This is a genomic window from Streptomyces sp. NPDC005302, assembly GCF_040607345.1.
Lineage (GTDB): Bacteria > Actinomycetota > Actinomycetes > Streptomycetales > Streptomycetaceae > Streptomyces.
This window is the reverse complement of record NZ_JBEXGN010000004.1, coordinates 336,610-355,571: the sequence shown is the minus strand read 5'-3', so window position 1 is coordinate 355,571 and position 18,962 is coordinate 336,610. Positions and strand designations below refer to the sequence as shown.

At 69.7% G+C, this 18,962-nt stretch carries 15 protein-coding genes; 6 read left to right on the top strand and 9 right to left on the bottom strand.

All coding sequences use genetic code 11. From position 1 onward, the window contains the following. The first annotated feature begins 100 nt into the window (after positions 1 to 100). The 4 genes from ABZT74_RS08280 to ABZT74_RS08265 all read left to right on the top strand — a co-directional run bounded on the left by ABZT74_RS08280 (position 101) and on the right by ABZT74_RS08265 (position 5,060). Positions 101 to 1,711 (top strand): MFS transporter, encoded by a 1,611-nt coding sequence (locus tag ABZT74_RS08280; protein WP_356165929.1) that lies wholly within the window; start codon positions 101 to 103, stop codon positions 1,709 to 1,711. Positions 1,712 to 1,813: 102 nt separating this feature from the next. After that, positions 1,814 to 2,434 (top strand): TetR/AcrR family transcriptional regulator, encoded by a 621-nt coding sequence (locus tag ABZT74_RS08275; RefSeq protein WP_356165926.1) that lies wholly within the window; start codon positions 1,814 to 1,816, stop codon positions 2,432 to 2,434. A gap of 200 nt (positions 2,435 to 2,634) precedes the next feature. After that, positions 2,635 to 3,672, top strand: a complete 1,038-nt coding sequence (locus ABZT74_RS08270) for an endonuclease/exonuclease/phosphatase family protein (protein ID WP_356165923.1) — start codon at positions 2,635 to 2,637, stop codon at positions 3,670 to 3,672. Between the two features lie 167 nt (positions 3,673 to 3,839). Next, a complete protein-coding gene (locus ABZT74_RS08265) occupies positions 3,840 to 5,060 on the top strand; it encodes an MFS transporter (protein WP_355870332.1) in 1,221 nt (406 codons plus the stop codon). 123 nt (positions 5,061 to 5,183) lie between these two features. Here the strand turns inward: ABZT74_RS08265 and ABZT74_RS08260 are convergent, their stop codons facing one another. Beyond that, on the bottom strand, positions 5,184 to 7,229 hold the full coding sequence (locus ABZT74_RS08260; RefSeq protein WP_356433826.1) for an NAD(+) synthase: 2,046 nt from the start codon (positions 7,227 to 7,229) through the stop codon (positions 5,184 to 5,186). A 243-nt stretch (positions 7,230 to 7,472) separates the two neighbouring features. Here ABZT74_RS08260 and ABZT74_RS08255 point away from each other — a divergent pair, with 243 nt between their 5' ends. After that, positions 7,473 to 8,057: a hypothetical protein gene (locus tag ABZT74_RS08255; protein WP_356433773.1), complete on the top strand. Its 585-nt coding sequence runs from the start codon at positions 7,473 to 7,475 to the stop codon at positions 8,055 to 8,057. A gap of 95 nt (positions 8,058 to 8,152) precedes the next feature. Here ABZT74_RS08255 and ABZT74_RS08250 read toward each other — a convergent pair whose 3' ends face one another. From ABZT74_RS08250 to ABZT74_RS08240, 3 genes are all read right to left on the bottom strand, one after another. Next, complete coding sequence (locus tag ABZT74_RS08250; RefSeq protein WP_356433772.1) at positions 8,153 to 10,057, bottom strand: S53 family peptidase; 1,905 nt, start codon at positions 10,055 to 10,057, stop codon at positions 8,153 to 8,155. 362 nt (positions 10,058 to 10,419) lie between these two features. Beyond that, positions 10,420 to 11,043, bottom strand: a complete 624-nt coding sequence (locus ABZT74_RS08245) for a DUF305 domain-containing protein (protein ID WP_355870344.1) — start codon at positions 11,041 to 11,043, stop codon at positions 10,420 to 10,422. Further along, entirely contained in the window at positions 11,040 to 11,705 is a 666-nt protein-coding gene (locus ABZT74_RS08240; protein ID WP_356165912.1) for a DUF3105 domain-containing protein, read from the bottom strand. The genes ABZT74_RS08245 and ABZT74_RS08240 overlap by 4 nt, the downstream gene beginning before the upstream one ends. 333 nt (positions 11,706 to 12,038) lie before the next feature. On the opposite strand from ABZT74_RS08240, the gene glnA reads away from it, so the two are divergent. Next, entirely contained in the window at positions 12,039 to 13,400 is a 1,362-nt protein-coding gene (gene glnA, locus ABZT74_RS08235; protein ID WP_355870349.1) for a type I glutamate--ammonia ligase, read from the top strand. A 78-nt stretch (positions 13,401 to 13,478) separates the two neighbouring features. Here the strand turns inward: glnA and ABZT74_RS08230 are convergent, their stop codons facing one another. The 5 genes from ABZT74_RS08230 to ABZT74_RS08210 form a co-directional block, all read right to left on the bottom strand. Beyond that, a complete protein-coding gene (locus ABZT74_RS08230) occupies positions 13,479 to 14,744 on the bottom strand; it encodes a site-specific integrase (RefSeq protein WP_356433771.1) in 1,266 nt (421 codons plus the stop codon). A gap of 72 nt (positions 14,745 to 14,816) precedes the next feature. Continuing rightward, complete coding sequence (locus ABZT74_RS08225) at positions 14,817 to 15,062, bottom strand: helix-turn-helix domain-containing protein (protein ID WP_356433770.1); 246 nt, start codon at positions 15,060 to 15,062, stop codon at positions 14,817 to 14,819. A gap of 447 nt (positions 15,063 to 15,509) precedes the next feature. Then, on the bottom strand, positions 15,510 to 16,985 hold the full coding sequence (locus ABZT74_RS08220) for an ATP-binding protein (RefSeq protein WP_356433769.1): 1,476 nt from the start codon (positions 16,983 to 16,985) through the stop codon (positions 15,510 to 15,512). After that, positions 16,978 to 17,820: a bifunctional DNA primase/polymerase gene (locus ABZT74_RS08215; protein ID WP_356433768.1), complete on the bottom strand. Its 843-nt coding sequence runs from the start codon at positions 17,818 to 17,820 to the stop codon at positions 16,978 to 16,980. The genes ABZT74_RS08220 and ABZT74_RS08215 overlap by 8 nt, the downstream gene beginning before the upstream one ends. Further along, complete coding sequence (locus ABZT74_RS08210; RefSeq protein ID WP_356433767.1) at positions 17,817 to 18,893, bottom strand: DNA cytosine methyltransferase; 1,077 nt, start codon at positions 18,891 to 18,893, stop codon at positions 17,817 to 17,819. The genes ABZT74_RS08215 and ABZT74_RS08210 overlap by 4 nt, the downstream gene beginning before the upstream one ends. Positions 18,894 to 18,962: the final 69 nt, after the last annotated feature.

The window sequence follows — 18,962 nt, the reverse complement described above, 5'->3', positions numbered from 1 at the left end:
CGGTCACCCGGGGGTCCCGGACGGAGCTGTTCGTAAGTTCTGTGTAAAGCCTTTCCGATACGAGACGGTGCCGTATCGAATATCCCCTAGGGTGGTCGGCATGACAACTTCCGCTCCTCCGTCCGAACGGCGTGTGCCCGAGGCGGTGCACCGGCGCCGCTGGGCGATCCTCGGCGTGCTGATGCTCAGCCTGCTGATCGTGGTTCTGGACAACTCGATCCTGAACGTCGCGATCAAGACGATCTCGACCCCCGCGCCCACCGGTCTCGGCGCCACCCAGGGCGAGCTGGAGTGGGCCATCAACGCCTACACGCTCGTCTTCGCCGGACTGCTGTTCACCGCGGGCCTCCTCGGCGACCGGCTCGGGCGCAAGAAGGTCCTGCTCGCCGGTCTCGCCGTGTTCGGCATCGGATCCGCGCTCGCCGCCGAGTCCGGCTCGCCGGTCCAGCTGATCGTGTTCCGCGCGGTCATGGGCTTCGGCGCCGCCTTCGTCATGCCCGCGACCCTCGCCGTCCTGATGAACGTCTTCGAGCGCGACGAGCAGCCCAAGGCCATCGGCATCTGGGCCGGCGGTGTCGGCCTCGCCATCGCGATCGGCCCGATCACCGGCGGCGTCCTGCTCGACCACTTCTGGTGGGGCTCGGTCTTCCTGATCAACGTGCCGATCGTGATCCTCGCGATCGGCCTGATGGTCTGGCTGGTCCCCGACTCCCGCGACCCGAACCCCGGACGCCTCGACCCGGTCGGCGTCGTGCTCTCGGTCGTCGGCCTCGTCCTGCTCGTCTACGGCATCATCAAGGGCGGCCAGCTCGCCGACTTCACCGACCCGCAGGTCCTCGCGACCATCGGCGCCGGCCTCGTGGTCCTCATCGGCTTCGTCATCTTCGAGAAGCGCAGCGACCACCCGTCGATCGACGTCTCGTACTTCCAGAACAAGGTCTTCTCGGCGGCCATCTCCGCCATCGCGCTGGTCTTCTTCGCGCTCATGGGCGTGACCTTCTTCTCGGTCTTCTACACCCAGAGCGTGCGGGGCTACTCGCCCCTGCAGACCGGCCTGCTGATGCTCCCGCTGGCCGCCGCCCAGATCATCTTCGCGCCCCGCGCCCGGCTGGTCGTCGACCGCTTCGGCAACCGCGCCACCTGCACCGCCGGCCTCGTGATCATCGCCGCGATGCTCGCCGCGTTCGCCACGCTGGAGGCCGACACGCCGATCTGGATCCTGGAGGTCATCTTCTTCCTGATGGGCACCGGCATGGCGCACATCATGACCCCCACCAGCGTCGTCATCATGCAGGCGCTCCCCCGTGAGAAGGCGGGCTCCGCGTCCGCGCTCAGCAACACCTTCCGCCAGGTCGGCGGCGCCCTCGGCATCGCCGTCCTCGGCTCGGTCCTCTCCACGGCCTACCGCAACGGCATCGAGGACAAGCTCTCCCTCGTCCCGGCGCCGCTGCGGCACACCGCGGGCGAGTCCATCGAGGCCACCCTCGGCGTCGCCGCCAAGCTCGGACCGCAGGGCAAGGCCCTCGTCACCCCGGCGAACGACGCCTTCCTGCACGCCATGCACGTGACCGCCCTGTGCGGTGCGGGTGTCGCGGTCATCGGCGCGGTGGTCGTCGCCCTGTTCCTCCCGGGCCGCCCGCCGGCGCAGCAAACCGGCAAGGAGGAGGCCGAGTTGGTGACGGCCACCCCCGCACAGGCCGGACAGGACTGATCACGGCGTACGCGACCGCGGGCACCCCCACAGGGCGGGTGCCCGCCGTCGCGTGCACGGGGAGACAATGGCAGCAGGTCGGCGATGGGAACGGAGTTCGACGTGAGTCTCGCGGAAGGCCGTGACAGGCAGGGGTGCCCCAACCGGGGAAGGCCCCGCAGCGAGGCCGTGGAGCGGGCCATCATCGAGGGCGTGATGAAACTCCTGGAAGAGGGAGTTCCGCTCGCGGACATCTCCATCGAGCGGCTCGCCCGCACCGTCGGCGTCGGCAAGGCGACCATCTACCGCCGCTGGAGCGGCAAGGACGAGCTGTTCGTCGACGTGATGCGCGCCGCCGAACCCCAGGACCCCGAGCTGCCCGGCGTCTCCATGCGCGACGACCTCGTCGTCCTGCTGGAGTCGCTGCGCCGCCGCGGCCTGGTCAGCCGCTCCTCGGCGATCCTGCACAACGTGCACGCCCAGATGAAGAGCAGCCCCAAACTCTGGGCCGCGTACGACGCCACGGTCATCGCCCCCCGCCGCCAGATCGGCTACGAGGTGCTGCGCCGCGGCCAGGAGAACGGCGAACTCCGCGCCGACGTCGACATCGAACTCCTCAACGACATGTTCGTCGGCCCGCTGCTCGTGCGGACCGTGCTGCGCCCCGACACCGATCTGCCCGAGGGCCTCGCCGAACGGGTCGTCGACACGCTGTTGGAGGGGCTGCGCCCCGCCCGGCCGTGAACCGGACTGTTCCTGACGGTGTGAATGTGCGCGTTTCGTCACAGAGGGGGTGCCACGGGCCTCCGAACGGAACTCCGGACGCGAAGTTGTACGTCCCCTTGCCTGTACGGCCGTCCTGGACGGCGAGAACGACACCGAACATCCCCTAGGGTCGTAGTCGAGGGGCAGACGGTGCGCACGGCAGTTTGTGAGGCGACGGTATGGCGCAGGCGTATATGACGGAGACGGGCAGCGGCGGCCAAGGGCCGGACCGCAGAGGTTCCCGGTTCCGGCGCCTGTTCGACGGCTGGCGCGGGGACCGCGGCATCTGGCGGCGCGGCCTGGTCCTCGCCGCGATCGCGGTCCTCCTCGCCCTGGTGATGCTCACGCACGCGCAGATCCCCAACCGGATCGGCAACCTCGGCAGCCTCACCGAGACCTTCCTGCCCTGGGCCGGGCTCCTCATCCCGGTCCTGCTGGTCCTCGCCCTGGTACGCAAGTCCGTCACGGCCCTGATCGCCGTGCTGCTGCCCGCCGTCGTCTGGCTGAACGTCTTCGGCGGGCTGCTCACCGACAAGACCGGCAGCGGCGGCGACCTCACCGTCGCCACCCACAACGTCAACGCCGACAACCCGGACCCGTCCGGCACCGCCCGCGACGTGGCCGCCTCCGGCGCCGACGTGCTGGCCCTGGAGGAGCTGACCGCGTCCGCCGTGCCGGTGTACGAGCGGGCGCTCGCCCCGACGTACAAGTACCACTCGGTGCAGGGCACCGTCGGGCTGTGGAGCAAGTACCCGCTCAGCGGCACCCGGCCCGTGGACATCAAGCTGGGCTGGACACGCGCGATGCGGGCCACCGTGACCGCGCCGGCCGGCCAGGTCGCCGTGTACGTCGCCCACCTGCCGTCGGTGCGCGTGAAGATGGAGGCCGGGTTCACCGCCCGGCAGCGCGACAAGAGCGCCGACGCGCTGGGCGAGGCCATCGCCGACGAGCGGCTGAAGCAGGTCGTCCTGCTCGGTGACCTCAACGGCACGATGAACGACCGCGCCCTGAACGCCGTCACCGCGCAGATGCGCTCCACCCAGGGCGCGGCGGGCAGCGGCTTCGGGTTCAGCTGGCCGGCGTCGTTCCCGATGGCCCGGATCGACCAGATCATGGTCAAGGGCATCGAGCCGGTGACCTCGTGGACCCTGCCCGAGACAGGCAGCGACCACCTCCCGGTCGCCGCCCGCGTCAAGATGGACGCAACCGCTTCTTAACCTCCTGGAATACTGGGCCCGGCAGACTTTGTTCACCGGCTGAACTTAACGTTCGATCGCGACCCGCACACATGGCCGTGTGCGGGTCGAGCCGTGCGCCCGCGATCCCGTACGCCCCCGCGTGCGCACGCGACCCGCCCGTCCCCGCTTTCTTCGAAAGGCCTCTCATGCCCCTGGCCCTGCTCGCCCTCGCCGTGGGCGCCTTCGGCATCGGCACCACCGAGTTCGTCATGATGGGGCTGCTGCCCGACGTCGCCGACGACCTGCACATATCCATACCGACCGCGGGACACCTCGTCTCGGCGTACGCGCTCGGTGTCGTGATCGGTGCCCCGCTGCTCGCCGCGGCCACCGCCCGGATGTCCCGCCGCACGGTCCTCATCTCCCTGATGGGCCTCTTCGTGGTGGGCAACGCGCTCTCCGCGTTCGCCCCCGACCACCACTGGCTGCTCGCCGCCCGCTTCCTGAGCGGTCTGCCGCACGGCGCCTTCTTCGGCGTCGGCGCCGTCGTCGCCACCGGCCTGGTCGGCCCCGAGCGCAAGGCCCGCTCCGTCTCGCTGATGTTCCTCGGCCTCACCGTCGCGAACATCGTCGGCGTCCCGGTCGCCACCGCGATGGGCCAGCACCTGGGCTGGCGCGCCACCTTCCTCGGCGTGAGCGTGATCGGCGTCGCCGCCATCGCCTCGCTGTTCCTGCTGATCCCGCACGACCGCGCGCACGCCTCCGAGGGCGGCCTGCGCGGCGAGCTGGCCGCGCTGCGCTCGCTGCCCGTCTGGCTCGCGCTCGGGACGACCGTCGCGGGCTTCGGCGCGCTCTTCTCCGCGTACAGCTACATCACGCCGATGCTCACGGACTCCGCCGGATACACCGAGGGCAGCGTCACGCTGCTGCTGGCGCTCTTCGGGGTCGGCGCGACCGCGGGCAACCTGCTCGGCGGCCGGCTCGCGGACCACTCGCTGCGCGGCACCCTGTTCGGCGGCCTGGTCTCCCTGGTCGTGGTCCTCGCGCTCTTCCCGGTCCTCATGGGCGCCCAGTGGAGTGCCGCCGTCGGTGTCACCCTGCTCGGCACGGCGGCCTTCGTCACCGGCTCGCCGCTCCAGCTCATGGTCATGGAGAAGGCCGCGGCGGCACCGTCCCTCGCGTCCTCCGCGAACCAGGCCGCGTTCAACCTCGCGAACGCCGGCGGCGCCTGGATCGGCGGGCTCGCCCTGGCCGCGGGCTTCGGCGCCACCTCGCCGGCCGTCGCCGGGGCGGGGCTCGCGGTCCTGGGCCTCGCGGTGGCGGGCACGGCGTACGCGGTGGACCGGAGCCGCACGACGCGGCCGGTCCAGCACGCGCGCGTGGTCGCCACGGGCGTGCCCGAGCGGCCGGAGGCACTGCGCCGCTGAGCGGGGCCCGGGGGGCCGCGCCGCCGGTCCGAGGCGCCGCGCCGCCCGACGGCGGGCCCGCGGTCCCCGGGAGAGGCCGGCCGGACGTCCCCGGGACTGTCCGGCCCGCAGTCTCCGGGAGGGTCAGTCCTTGGTCTCCGGGGGGTCGAAACGGGCCAGGTCGCGCAGCCAGGTGCGGGCCGAACCGTCGGACGGCGCACGCCAGTCACCGCGCGGCGAGAGCGAACCGCCGGCCGAGACCTTCGGCCCGTTCGGCATGGCCGAGCGCTTGAACTGGGCGAACCCGAAGAAGCGGCGGCAGAACACGTCCAGCCAGCGCCGGATCTCCGGCAGGTCGTACGCGCTCCTCTTGGCCGCCGGGAAGTTGGGCGGCCAGGCACCCGCGTCCGGGTCGTGCCACGCGTGCCAGGCCAGGAAGGCGATCTTCGACGGCCGGAAGCCGTAGCGCAGCACGTAGAACAGGGTGAAGTCGTGCAGCGCGTACGGGCCGATCCTCGACTCGGTGGACTGCATCTCCTCGCCCGGTACGAGCTCCGGGCTGATCTCCGTGTCGAGGATCGCGGCGAGCGTCCGGTCGGTGTCCTCGCCGAACTGGCCGCTGCCGATGACCCACCGGATCAGATGCTGGATCAGCGTCTTCGGCACACCCGAGTTGACGTTGTAGTGACTCATCTGGTCACCCACGCCGTACGTGGACCAGCCGAGCGCCAGCTCCGACAGGTCACCGGTCCCGAGCACGATGCCGCCACGCTGGTTGGCGAGCCGGAAGAGGTAGTCGGTGCGCAGTCCGGCCTGCACGTTCTCGAACGTGACGTCGTACACGGGCTCGCCGGAGGCGAAGGGGTGACCCATCTCGTCCAGCATCAGCCGGGCGGTCGGCGTGATGTCCAGCTCGGCCGCGGTGACACCGAGGGAGCGCATCAGCTCGTGCGCGTTGCCCTTGGTGTGGTCGCTGGTGGCGAAGCCGGGCAGGGTGAAGGCGAGGATGTCGCTGCGCGGGCGGCCCGCCCGGTCCATCGCGCGGGCCGCGACGATCAGCGCGTGCGTGGAGTCGAGACCGCCGGACACCCCGATGACCACCTTCGGGCCACCGATCGCCGCGAGCCGCTGCTGGAGGCCCGCGACCTGGATGTTGTACGCCTCGTAGCAGTCCTGGGCCAGCCGGTCGGGATCCGCGGGCACGAACGGGAAACGCTCGATCCGGCGCCGCAGGCCCAGATCGCCGGTCGGCGCGTCGAGCCGGAACGGCAGCGTCCGGAACTCGGCGGTGCGGGTGGCGTGGGTGCGCCGGTTGTCGTCGAAGCTGCCGGTCCGCAGCCGCTCCTGGCGCAGCAGGTCGAGGTCGACGTCGGCCACGGCGAACTGGTCGTCGAGCGGGAAGCGGTCGGACTCGGCCAGCAGCGCCCCGTTCTCGTAGATCATCGTCTGGCCGTCCCAGGACAGGTCGGTGGTCGACTCGCCGAGACCGGCCGCCGCGTACACGTACGCGGCGATGCAGCGCGAGGACGCGGAGCGGCACATCAGCTTGCGGTCCTCGGCCCTGCCGACGGTGATCGGGCTGCCGGAGAGGTTGGCGAGGACGGTGGCGCCCGCCAGGGCCGCCTCGGCGCTCGGCGGCACCGGCACCCACATGTCCTCGCAGATCTCCGCGTGCAGCACCAGGCCCGGCACGTCGTCGGCGGCGAACAGGAGGTCCACGCCGAACGGCACGGTCTCGCCGTCGAGCCGGATGGAGCCGCCGCGTTCGTCGTCACCCGCGGCGATCTGCCGGCGTTCGTAGAACTCCCGATAGTTCGGCGGGTACGACTTGGGCACGACACCGAGGACCCGTCCCCGGTGCACGACCACCGCGCAGTTGTAGACCCGGTTGCGATGACGCAGCGGGGCGCCCACGACCAGGACCGGCAGGAGCTCCGCCGACCCCGCCACCACCGTACGGAGCGCTTCCTCGACCTGGTCGAGCAGCGCGTCCTGGAGCAGCAGGTCCTCGATCGAGTAGCCGCACAGCCCCATCTCGGGGAAGACGGCGACGGCCACACCCTCGTCGGCGCACCTGCGCGCCTGGCGCAGCACCGCCTCGGCGTTGGCGGGCGGGTCCGCGATGACGGTGTGGCCCGTGCAGGCGGCGACGCGCGCGAAGCCGTGCTGATAGAGCGACCGGAAGTTCAGAGAAGACACCCGGCCAGTGTAATCGTCAGAGCGACGCGATGGGCCGGTGGTCCCGGACCCGCCGACTCCGTTTTCCGTACGCGGACGGTGGAGTACGGCGTGGCACCGGGGAGTTCTTTCGCTCCCTTTCCAGGCGGGCTCAGATTCTCCTCAAGAATCCGCGCAATGGCTGACGGGCGCAGGTGCGCACCGGATTGTTTCTCCTGAGCCTTTCCGCGGCGGAGAGGGGGACGGGGAGAGGCCATGAACACCACGGCGACGTCGAACGGCGCGGCGGGAACGACACCCGGGCCGGAACGGCGACCGACCTTGGCGAGGCGACCGATCGCCCTCCTGCTCTGCGGGGTCGTTCCGGTCGCCCTGCTCGCGGGCTGTTCCGGTGGCCGCCCCTCATCGGGGCATCATGTCGCGCGGCCGTCCGCCGCCGTGTCCGCCGACGCGACGACGGCACCCGCCTCGCCCGCTGCCGCCGATCCCCACGCGCCCAGCGCGGCCAGGACCCCCGACCTGTCGGACCTGGGTGTCGATGTGGTGGTCGGCGGAAAGGCCCTCACAGGGCAACGCGCCTACGCCATTCCGAGGCGCGGCACGGCGGCCGCCACACTGGCTGTCGCCGTCGACTGCCAGGGCCCGGGGAAGGTGCTCGTCAAACTGCGGCCCAGGAACATCTCGATACCGCTGAGCTGCGAGAAACACATCGTGCCGACCCTGAACGACATCGCGTTGGCGGAGAACCGCCATTCCGCGTCCATCGCCTTCGTTCCCACCGGGAACGTCACGTGGTCGTTCGCCGCGGGCTGGGACGCGAATCCACCGGACCGCGGGTAAGGCGAAGTGGCCGCCGTCTCCCGGCGGTCGCGTGTGCGGAACGCGCGATGCGCCCGCCTCCCGGGGGAGGCGGGCGCATCGTGGGTGAATGCCGGTCAGTGACGGCTGTACGAGTTGACGTAGCCCGGGGCGGGGGAGCCCACGCCGGTCACGTCGTCGTAGCCCTTCACGGCCTTCAGCGAGCTGTCCGCGCCGAGCGTGCGCACCGAGGTGAGCAGACCGTCCGTCGCGTCGATGCCGTTCGCGAAGTCGACGCGCGCCACGGCGAGTCCGGTCCCCGAGGTGGGGTGGTCCGTGACGTCGTGGTACGACTTCGAGCCGGCCTTGGAGTAGATCGACGGGTTGGCGAAACCGATCGCCTTGCCGCCGCGCGCCTCCTGGGCGAGCGCCTGGACGGCCGCGATCACCGGAGCGGCGAGCGAGGTGCCGCCGATGCGGTACTCGCTGTACTGCTCCGTCCCGTCCGGGAAGGTCTGCGTCTGGCCGACCTTGAAACCGGTGTTGGGGTCGGCGATCGCCGAGATGTCCGGGACGACCCGGTTACCCGCGGCGTTGTTTGCCTTGGCCAGCGCGTTCGGGACGACACCCTTCTGGTAGAAGGGCTCCGCCACGGTCTTGCTGGTGCCGCCGCCGGCGCCCGAGGTGAACGCGCCCGGGAACCCGGTCCAGCTCTTGCCGTCCTCGGACAGCGAGGCCTTCTTGGTGCCCCAGCCGGTCTCCCACAGGTACTTGTCGCCTTTGCCGACCGCCAGCGAGGTACCGCCGACCGCCGTCACCCACGCCGAGTTGGCCGGGGTGTCGACCTGCTTCGTGCCGGTGTTGGCGACCTCGTCGCCGTTGTCACCGGAGGAGAAGTAGAAGCCGATGCCCTCGACCGCGCCGAACTGGAAGACCTGGTCGTAGGCCGCCGCGAGGTCCGGGGTCTGGTTGGCCTCGATGTCGCCCCACGAGTTGGAGACGATGTCGGCCAGGTGCCCGTCGACGATCTTGCTCAGCGAGTCGAGCAGGTCGTCGTCGTAGCAGGACGCGGCACCCACGTACGTGATGCTCGCGCCCGGCGCGACGGCGTGCACGGCCTCGACGTCGAGGGTCTCCTCGCCGTACCAGCCGGCCGCCCCGCACTCCTCGGTCTTCGTGTAACCCGCCGGCAGCACCTGACGGAGCTGGCTGGTGGAGTACTTCACGTCACCGTGCTTCGCGGCGTAGGTGGCCGCGTCGTAGGCGATGGTCGGCGAGGCGTACGCGTCCGTGATGGCGACGCGGACGTTCTTGCCGGTGCGGCTGCCCGCGCCGTACGCGGCACGCAGCTGCTTGCCCGTGTACCCCTGCACGGCGTACGGGATCTTCTTCCCGTAGGCGGACGGCAGGGCGCTCGCGGTGTTCGAGCCGTAGTACGAGGAGAACGGCCCGGCGTTCTTGAACACCGCGTCCGGCGGCGGCAGTTGATCCGCGTGCTGCGCCTTGTGCGGGGCGTTGTCCAGGCCGGTGACGGTCAGGACGGCGCCGTTGAGGGCGGCCGGCGCGGAGGCCGTCTTCGACGGCGCGCGGTAGGTCTTCTTGCCCTTGGTGAAGTTGTGCAGCTGCGTGCCGAACGCCTTCTCGGCGGCGGCCACGTCACCGCTGACGGAGACGTAGTGCTGCGTGGTTCCGGTGACCTTCAGGCCCGCGGACCGCAGCCACGAGGTCACCGCGGCGACCTGCGCCTTGGTGGCGCCGAAACGTGCCTGCGTCTTCTTGGCGCTCAGGTACTTGCCGTACGAGGCCGAGTTCGGGTCGGACACGGACCTGGCGTACGCGGCCAGACCCTTGGCGTCCCGGCCGGCGAGGTAGACCCGGGCCGAGACCTGGGAGCTGTCCGAAGCAGCACCCTTGTCGGCCGTGGCGGTGGCCCACGCGGGCTTGGTGCCCGAGAGGGTGTCCCGGCTCGGACCGTCCGCGGCGTGGGCCGCGGGTATGCCGAACGCCAGCGCACCGGCGAGCAGCGGCAGTGTCGCTGCCATGCTCACTCCGGCACGCCTGGTGGCGCGATTGGATCTCATAGAACCCCCTGCGATGCGGTTCGTCGCATGTAGTGGTTGGTCGGTGAACCACGTGGGACCCCACGCCCTACCAGGGCGGGAGGAATGGATCACAGATGGGGGCCACTCTTTCGATGAACCGTTCATGCCAGGGGAATGAAAGAGCCAAGGAAACCCCAAGTGGCCGTGATTCACGGCTGTTTGGGGCGATTTGTTGGATCTCCATGCCCAAGATCGAGGGTTTTCCCTCGGTCTGTCGGGATGAGGGCAGGGGGAGGTGCGCAGATCCGCGGGCGCGGCGCCCGCGGCCGGACCCGGCGGGCCTCGGCGACCGCCTTGCGTGACTAGTTCCGGGGCTTCGCGCCCCGCTGCTCGAGCAGGCCGGCCATCAGGTCGAGTTCCGACTGCTGCGAGGCGACCATGCCCTGCGCGAGCCGCTTCTCCACGCCCACCGTGCACTTCTCGACGCAGCCCTCGGCCATGTGGATGCCGCCCTTGTGGTGGTCGGTCATCAACTGGAGGTAGAGGACCTCGGCCCGCTTCCCGTCGAGGGTGCCGAGCCGCTTCATCTCGGTGTTGGTGGCCATGCCCGGCATCAGCGAGCCGTCCTTGCCGGAGGCCATGTCACCCATGCCCATCCAGGTCATCGGCGGGTCGGCCGACACTTTCGGCAGCTCCCAGAGGTCGAGCCAGCCGAGCAGCATGCCCCGCTGGTTGGCCTGCGTCTGCGCGATGTCGTACGCGAGCCGCCGCACCTCCGTGTTCCTGGTGCGGTCCCGCACGATGTACGACATCTCGACGGCCTGCTGGTGGTGGACCGCCATGTCCCGGGCGAAGCCGGCGTCCGCCGAGTCGGCGGCGGGCGCCCGCGTCCCGGAGTCGTCGCCGTCGGCCACCGCGTACGTGATCGCCCCGGCCCCGACCAGCACGGCCGCGGCGCCGCCCGCGATCCACCCGAGATGCCTCACTGGGAGAGACCGTTGGTGCAGGCGGCACCCGGCTCGGGCGTCTGCTTGCCCTGCACGAACTCCGAGAAGAACGCGTCGACGTTCTTGTCCGACGCACCCGTCACCGTGCGCTGCTTGCCCCAGGCGCTCAGCATGATCGGGTCCTTCTGGTCGTCGACCGGGCTCATCAGCGTGTACGGGGTCTTCTTGACCTTCGCGGCGAGCGTCTTCACGTCGTCCGCGGACGCCTTGCTGTTGTACGTCACCCACACCGCACCGTGCTCCAGCGAGTGCACGGCGTTCATGTTGTTGACCGCCTTGGTGTAGACGTCGCCGTTGCAGTTCATCCAGACCTGGTTGTGGTCACCGCCGACCGGGGGCTCCATCGGGTAGGACACGGTCTTCGTGACGTGGTTGCGCGCCAGGGTGCCCTTCCAGGTCTTCACCCCGTCCGCGCCCGTGACGAAGTGCCCGGAGGCCTGCTTCGCGTCGCTCGCGGTGTCCTTGTCGTCGGACTGGGACTGGACCAGCACGACACCGCCGACGGCGAGGCCGATGACGACGACCACGGCGGCGGCGATCACCAGGATCCGGTTGCGCCGGTCACGGGAGCGCTCGGCACGGCGCAGCTCCTCTATACGTGCCTTGCGCGAGCCGGTGCTGGTGTTCTTGGCGGAACCCATGGTGAGTCCTTATGAGGATGGGACGGTCGGTGCGCTGATCGTAATCGCCCGGGGAGCTCTGTCGGCAGGGCGGGCGCGGGATTGGCCGAAGCCGTACGGGGCCGGTCGGAGAGTGGGTGAGGGTCGGCCCTTACAGGTGGGGCCGTGAGCAGGCAGTATGGGCACCGGAGCAGGACACCTCCCGTACGCGAGGCGTTCAGACCGAGGTCGCCCGGTCGATCAAGGTCCGCAACGCGCATGAAATGGTGTTGTGGTGGGATGCTCAGGAGCCCCGATCGTCTCCGAGGCGTGGGAGCAGGCGGCCTGACCAGCAAGGATGGGTGGAAGCGGAAGATGGACAAGCAGCAGGAGTTCGTGCTCCGGACGCTGGAGGAGCGTGACATCCGGTTCGTACGTCTGTGGTTCACGGACGTACTCGGCTTCCTGAAGTCGGTGGCCGTGGCCCCGGCCGAGCTGGAACAGGCCTTCGACGAGGGCATCGGCTTCGACGGCTCCGCCATCGAGGGCTTCGCCCGCGTCTACGAGTCCGACATGATCGCGAAGCCCGACCCGGCCACCTTCCAGGTGCTGCCCTGGCGCGCCGAGGCCCCCGGCACGGCCCGGATGTTCTGCGACATCCTGATGCCGGACGGCTCCCCGTCCTTCGCGGACCCGCGCTACGTCCTCAAGCGCGCCCTAGCCAAGACGTCCGACCTGGGCTTCACCTTCTACACCCACCCCGAGATCGAGTTCTTCCTGCTGAAGAACCGCCCGCTGGACGGCTCGCGGCCCACCCCCGCGGACAACTCGGGCTACTTCGACCACACCCCGCAGAACGTGGGCCAGGACTTCCGGCGCCAGGCCATCACGATGCTGGAGTCGATGGGCATCTCGGTCGAGTTCAGCCACCACGAGGGCGCCCCCGGCCAGCAGGAGATCGACCTGCGCTACGCCGACGCGCTCTCCACGGCCGACAACATCATGACCTTCCGGCTGATCATGAAGCAGGTCGCGCTGGAGCAGGGCGTGCAGGCCACGTTCATGCCGAAGCCGTTCTCGGAGTACCCGGGCAGCGGTATGCACACCCACCTCTCCCTCTTCGAGGGCGACCGGAACGCGTTCTACGAGTCCGGCTCGGAGTACCAGCTCTCGAAGGTGGGCCGCTCCTTCATCGCCGGCCTGCTCAAGCACGCCGCCGAGATCTCCGCCGTCACCAACCAGTGGGTCAACTCCTACAAGCGCATCTGGGGCGGCTCGGAGCGCACGGCGGGCGCCGGCGGCGAGGCCCCCTCGTACATCTGCTGGGGCCACAACAACCGCTCCGCCCTTGTCCGCGTCCCGATGTACAAGCCCGGCAAGACCGGCTCGGCGCGGGTCGAGGTCCGCTCCATCGACTCGGGCGCGAACCCGTACCTGGCGTACGCGCTGCTGCTGGCCGCGGGCCTGAAGGGCATCGAGGAGGGCTACGAGCTCCCGCCGGGCGCCGACGACGACGTCTGGGCCCTCTCCGACGCCGAACGCCGCGCGATGGGCATCGAGCCCCTCCCGCAGAACCTCGGCGAGGCCCTGGCCCTCATGCAACGCAGCGAACTCGTCGCCGAAACCCTCGGCGAACACGTCTTCGACTTCTTCCTCCGCAACAAGAAGTCGGAATGGGAGGAGTACCGCAGCGAGGTCACGGCCTTCGAGCTGCGGAAGAACTTGCCTGTGCTGTAGGGGCAGGTCAGGGCAGGTTTTTGCGGTCTTCTTCATGGGGCCCACGGTCGTTGACCGTGGGCCCCCACGGCTGTGCGGCTACGGCTGGGCCGTCTCTGGGCCGTCGGACGCTGAACCGGTGCGTTGGAACACGGAGTCCACCGCCCTCCGGCTACGTCCCTCGCTGCTCGGCAGCAGGTGCGTGTACACCCGGAGCGTGAAGCCAGGGTCGGTGTGCCCGAGGTAGGTACTCAGCGCCTTGATGTTCTCGCCCGCGTCCAGGAGCACGGACGCGTAGAAGTGCCTCAGGGCGTGCATGCCGTGCTCGCGGGCGGCCTGGTGACGTTCGCCCGGCCTGGGCTCAGGAATGACGCCGGCCGCGACGAGTGCGGGCTTCCAGAAATGCGTGTTGAAGTCCGTACGGCGCAAGGCGCCCCGGCCGTCGGGGCGCACGAACAGGAGCTGCTTCGTGACCGGGCGACCGTCAGGGCGCTGCCACGGCAACGTCACCGCTACGGGAGGATGAGCGGCCATGTGCTCCTTGAGGGCGCGCGCGACAGAGTCGGAGAGCGGGACGTCCCGTTCCTTCTCGCGCTTGGGAGGGGCGAACACGAGCTTCCCGCCGGACACCTTCACCTGGTAGGCGACGTGCAGCCAGCCAGTGTCGAACCTGATCTCATCGGCCGGAAGCCCGAAGATCTCGCCCTGTCGCAGACCGCAGCCGGCCCCCAGGTCGACGATGGCACGGTGCTGCGCCGGGAGGGCGGCGCGCACAGCGAACGTCCGCTCGGCAGTCCACGGGACTACACGACGATTACTCGGACCAGGGGCGCGGACCGTGCTGGACTTACACGGGTTCCGGTGCAAGTGGTCGTCCTCTACAGCCGCGGCGAAGACTCCAGAGACGCTCGCAAAGATGACCCGCCGGTAGCTGGACGCGGGAATGGCCCGCTCCAGGTCGGCGAGCCAGTCGCGGATGTTCTCGGGCTTGAACGTGCCCAGGGGACGAGACCCCAGGTAGGGGATGGCGTGGCGCCGGATCTGGACGCTGACAGGTTCCTGCGTGGTGGGGTCTGTTGTCTGCGACTGAAGCCACTTTTCCGCGTACTGCCGGAACGTGATTCGCCCTGCCTTGGGGTCGATGTAGCGGCCGCCGTCCATGTCGGCCTTGGTCTTTGTCAGCCACTGCTCAGCCTTGCGCTTCTGCCCATCGGGGAAGCTCTGCGACTTCTCGGTGCCATCGGGGCCGATGTAGCGGGCCCGATAGCGGAGACCGGTGCCGTGGCGGTCGGACTTCGTGCGGATGCTCTTGCCGTTGGCGTCGTTCTCGGTCTTGAACCAACGGTCTTGGATATGGCCGGCCATGTGGTGTCTGCGTCTCCTCATGCAGAGGGAGGGCCACCGAGGCGGCCCTCCCTGGGAACAGCGATGACAGATCTAGGCGGCGTCAATCTCGGCGCGCTGCTGCCGGGCGACGAAGGCCTGAACGTCAGCGGGGTCGTAACGCAGGTGCTTGCCGATGCGGAAACCGGCCGGGCCGGTGCGCTTCTTGCGCCACTGGTAGACGGTTTCGAGGGGGACACCGAAGATCTCGGCGATGTCGCCCGGGGTGAGGTACCGATCGGGCAAGCCGCCGCGAAGGGCGGCGCGGGGGTCGGGTTGAGCGGAACGGGATCGGCTCATGGGGTGTCCTCAGAAGTTGAGTCACATTGGCATCGGTGACCTCGGACTCCTTGTGTGTCCGAGGCTCGGATTTCTGCGTCACCCGCGCCATCAGCGTCACTATGGTTTCTGACCTGCGGTTTTCGGTGACACGGCAAATCGGTCCTGCGTCACCGGTCCGTCATCGATTGCGTCACCGGGTGACGCAGGTGACGCAGGATGACGCAGAGAAATCCGTCTGCGTCACCGCTGTTGCCGCAGGTCAGCAGCCGTTTTCCGGCCGTGGTGACACGGGTGACGCAGCGTCTTTCTACTTAGGACAAAGAAGGGGCTGCCTGTAGTAGTTGGCTGCGCCTCAGGGCGTGAAGAAGGAGCCGCTGCGCGGCGCGACCTTGGGGCGGCGTTCCGCCGAACAGCAAGAGGAGCACGTGCTCCTCTTGCTGTTCGCTTGTGCCTGCGGATCGCGAGTCAGAACGCCCGCGACTGCTCGTGCGGTGCCGGGGGCAGTGTGCGGGTCATTTCGAGATAGCGGCCCGCTTTGGTGCGGCCCGCGTCGACGACGACACGGCGGGCCGCAAGGGTGGGTTGAAGGCGCTTGAGGCGGTCGGAGAGGACTTTGCCGGTGGTCGGCCACCCCTTCGGCAGGGGACGGCAGTCCGCGCCGCTGTAGAGGCCGCTGAGGCAGGCAAGCCACTCGGTGGACGTCATGCGCTGCGCCGCGCCGGGCTCCATGGTGTCGGCGTGCAGGAGGACGGTCTGTGCGAGGAGGTCACCTTCGATGACGTCGTCGTTCAGGTCGTCCAGACTCGCCCGGTACGCCGCGAGAGCTCCCAGCCCGGTTGCTGCGTCGAACTGCGCGCACAGGTGGGCGAAGTCAGCCATCCGCAGGTCGGTGGGCGTTTCTGCTTCCACGGCCCGGACCTTGACCGTGAGGTCCAGAAGCGAGCCGAGGACGACCGGCAGGACTTCTGCGTACTCGGCCCACAGTTCGGCCTCGGTGCGCCGGACCTTGGGGCGTTCCAACCGCAGTGGGAGGAGCCGGTCCGCGAGGTCGGGGCGGATGACGCCGACGTCGATGCCGGTGAGGAGCAGGGGTCGGCGGTAGCCGACGCGGAAGACATCTCCGTCGGTGAACAGGGCCCGCTTGACGCTCTCGGCTCCGGTCACGATGCAGCACATTGCGTCGGACAGGTCCGGCGTGACGTGGGAGAGGTTGTCCAACGCGGTGACCCATCCCGCCGCCACTGCTGCAATCAGGCTTTCCTCATCCTTCGGTGCCCGCCGCAGGTCACCGCTCATCCCTTCAATGATCCGGGTGAGCATCCGTCCCCCGGTGGACTTGCCCGCGCCCTGGGGGCCGGTGAGGAACGGCGCGGGCACAGGCACGGACGGTCCGAGGCAGCCGATCAGCCACACGATGGCCAGGCACTCGGTTTCCGCGTTGGCGAAGTTACACAGCCGCATCAGGAGGTCGATCCCCTTCCCGCCGGTGTCCTTCGCCGGCAGCGGGAGCTCCCCGGTGAGCTGTGTGCGCCGCCAGCAGACTTCGCGTGGGTCGGGGGTAAGGATGTCCCACCCGGTGGGGTGGATGCGGACGGACCTCCCGTCACCGCGTCCTAGGTCCAGCCACGTCGCCCCGTCGAACCCGGGGGCCACGCGGATGTGCACGGGCTGAACGTCTTCGGTGAGCGCGAGTGCTTCGATCAAGTCCAAGGCTTCCTTGAGCGCGGAGCCGTTGAAGACGCCGATGCCGTCCTTGAACAGTCCGACCATGAGTTCCTGCCTGTGGCTGCCGGTGGTGCCCTGTGAACGGATCGGGCGGGCCACAGGGTGGCCCTTCTTCTGCGCGTAAACGGTCCCGTCCGCGGTGCGGAAGTATCGGAAGTGCTCCTGCGCGTAGTCCGCGATGACTTCGCGGCCGGGAGTCTTGTCGTCGTCAGACATGGTTCAGGCCCAACGTGGTCAGGGCGTTGGTCCACGCATCGGTGCAGTGCCGGGCCGATTCACCCTTGGCTTGCGCTGCGGTGAACAGGCGCGCGGTGTGCGTCTCGGTGAGACAGCCGCACCGGCCGTGTGTGGACAGCACCGCGAGGAACGTGCGGTAGACGGTGGCGTGCACCGCCTCCCGGGCCTCGGTGATGCGCTGTTCCGCCATGGCGATCCCACGGTCCAGATAGGTCGGCGTGCGGTGCGGGCACTCATCCCCACTGGCCAGCGCGGGCATCGTGACGCACACCGAGCGAAACGGAGCGGGCTCCTTGACGATCAGCGCTCGCACGGCATCCGGCAAGGGCGCCATGGTTCCGGTCCCGGAGCCGAGCCAACGGGCGTATTGCATGGACGACTTGATGTCCACGCCGGGCCGTACGGCATTGGCCGACGCCGTGGGCCCCATGTAGAGCCAGTGCTCACCGCGCGTCGTCGGCACGGTCCGCGTGGCGGGCAGGGTCTCGCGGGCCCATGCGATGGCTTCGGCGTGGTCTAGGTCTACGACCGTCAACCAGGCCCCGCCGGGGTGATAGGCGACCGCACGTGCCCGCATCCATGCGCGGCGCCAGATGCCGGACTCGATGACGTCCGGGTCGGTGGTCGCGGCGGCCCAGCCGTGGCAGGGCGCCGGGCAGGTGCAGAAGCCGGGCGTCCTCATGTTCGGCCGGCCACCGCATGCGTTCTTGGCGCAGGCCCGGCAGTTACCGAACGGCACCTTTCCCTCGCGCAACGGCAGCACGGGCACGCCTTGAGCCGCGAGGGTGAGCGCGGTACGCAGATGTTCGCTCATGCCGCCACCTCCAGTGGCCGTGTTGCGGTGAATTCGAGCAGCAGTCCGTAGGCGTGGTGTGCCTGGCGGGGCACGACTCCGTTGCCGAGGATGCGGAGCTGTTCTTTGCGGGGGATGCCGGGCACGGCGGTGACCCACCCGTCGGGCAGGCCCATCAGCCATTCCGTGAAGACCGGGGACAGCCGGCGGTTGCCGCGCGTTCCCGGCTCGGTCGGGCAGGGTGCCGGCCGTCCGGTGATCTGCTCCCAACGGCGGATGGCGGGCCCGTAGTCGACGCCGTCCGTGGACACCCATGAGCCGCTGTAGGGGAGTCGGTTGACGACGAACTCGTTGAGCGGGCGGGCGTTGCGGTCCATCAGGTTGGAGGCGCCGGACCGCCAGTCCCGTGCGGCCGGTGTGGGGACCAGGCTCAGGACTCCGGGTTCTCCGGGGTGGCCGGCAGTCGGGTCACTGCGGTGCGCAGGTTCAGGCCGCCCTTGCGTTTGGGGGAGGTGCCGGGGCCGCCAGTGCCGTCCGAGGTGGTGGGGGTCGGCATCAGCGGGATGGGCAACTGAGAACCAGCGATCCCGTTCGTGCGGGGCGCCGGTTTCGGGGTCACCAGCTCGTAGACATGTCCACCGCGCGTCATACCCGATCGCGGCCAGGTCCGCGGCGACGACGTCCAGCCCCCGCGAGCGGAGCGCCGCCACGTTTTCCAGGAACACGAGACGCGGTCGAAGGACGCCCACAGCCTGAGCGACGTTTTTCCAGACCCGAGACCACCGTCCATGGATTCCGTCCTTTCGACCAGCGTTGGAGATGTTCCTGCACGGGAAGCCGGCGGCGACGACGTCAGGCCGGTACAGGTCGCGGACTTGGCGCCAGTCCACGGCGGTGATGTCCCCGAGGTTCGGCACCCCGGGGTGCCGGGCGGCGTAGACGGTGGAGGCGTAGGGGTCGTTCTCGGCGTAGGCGGCGACTTGGCCGCCGATGTGGGCCCGGATCGCGGCTTCCAGGCCGCCGTAGCCGGCGCACAGCGCCACGATGGTTGGCGGTAAGCCGGGGGCTCGCGGGATGTCGGTGGGTTGCGTCATGCTGGGGGATCTCCACTTCGTTGGGTAGAAGCAGGCGCGGCCCGGTCTTGGCGGAAGGGGTCGCGCCTG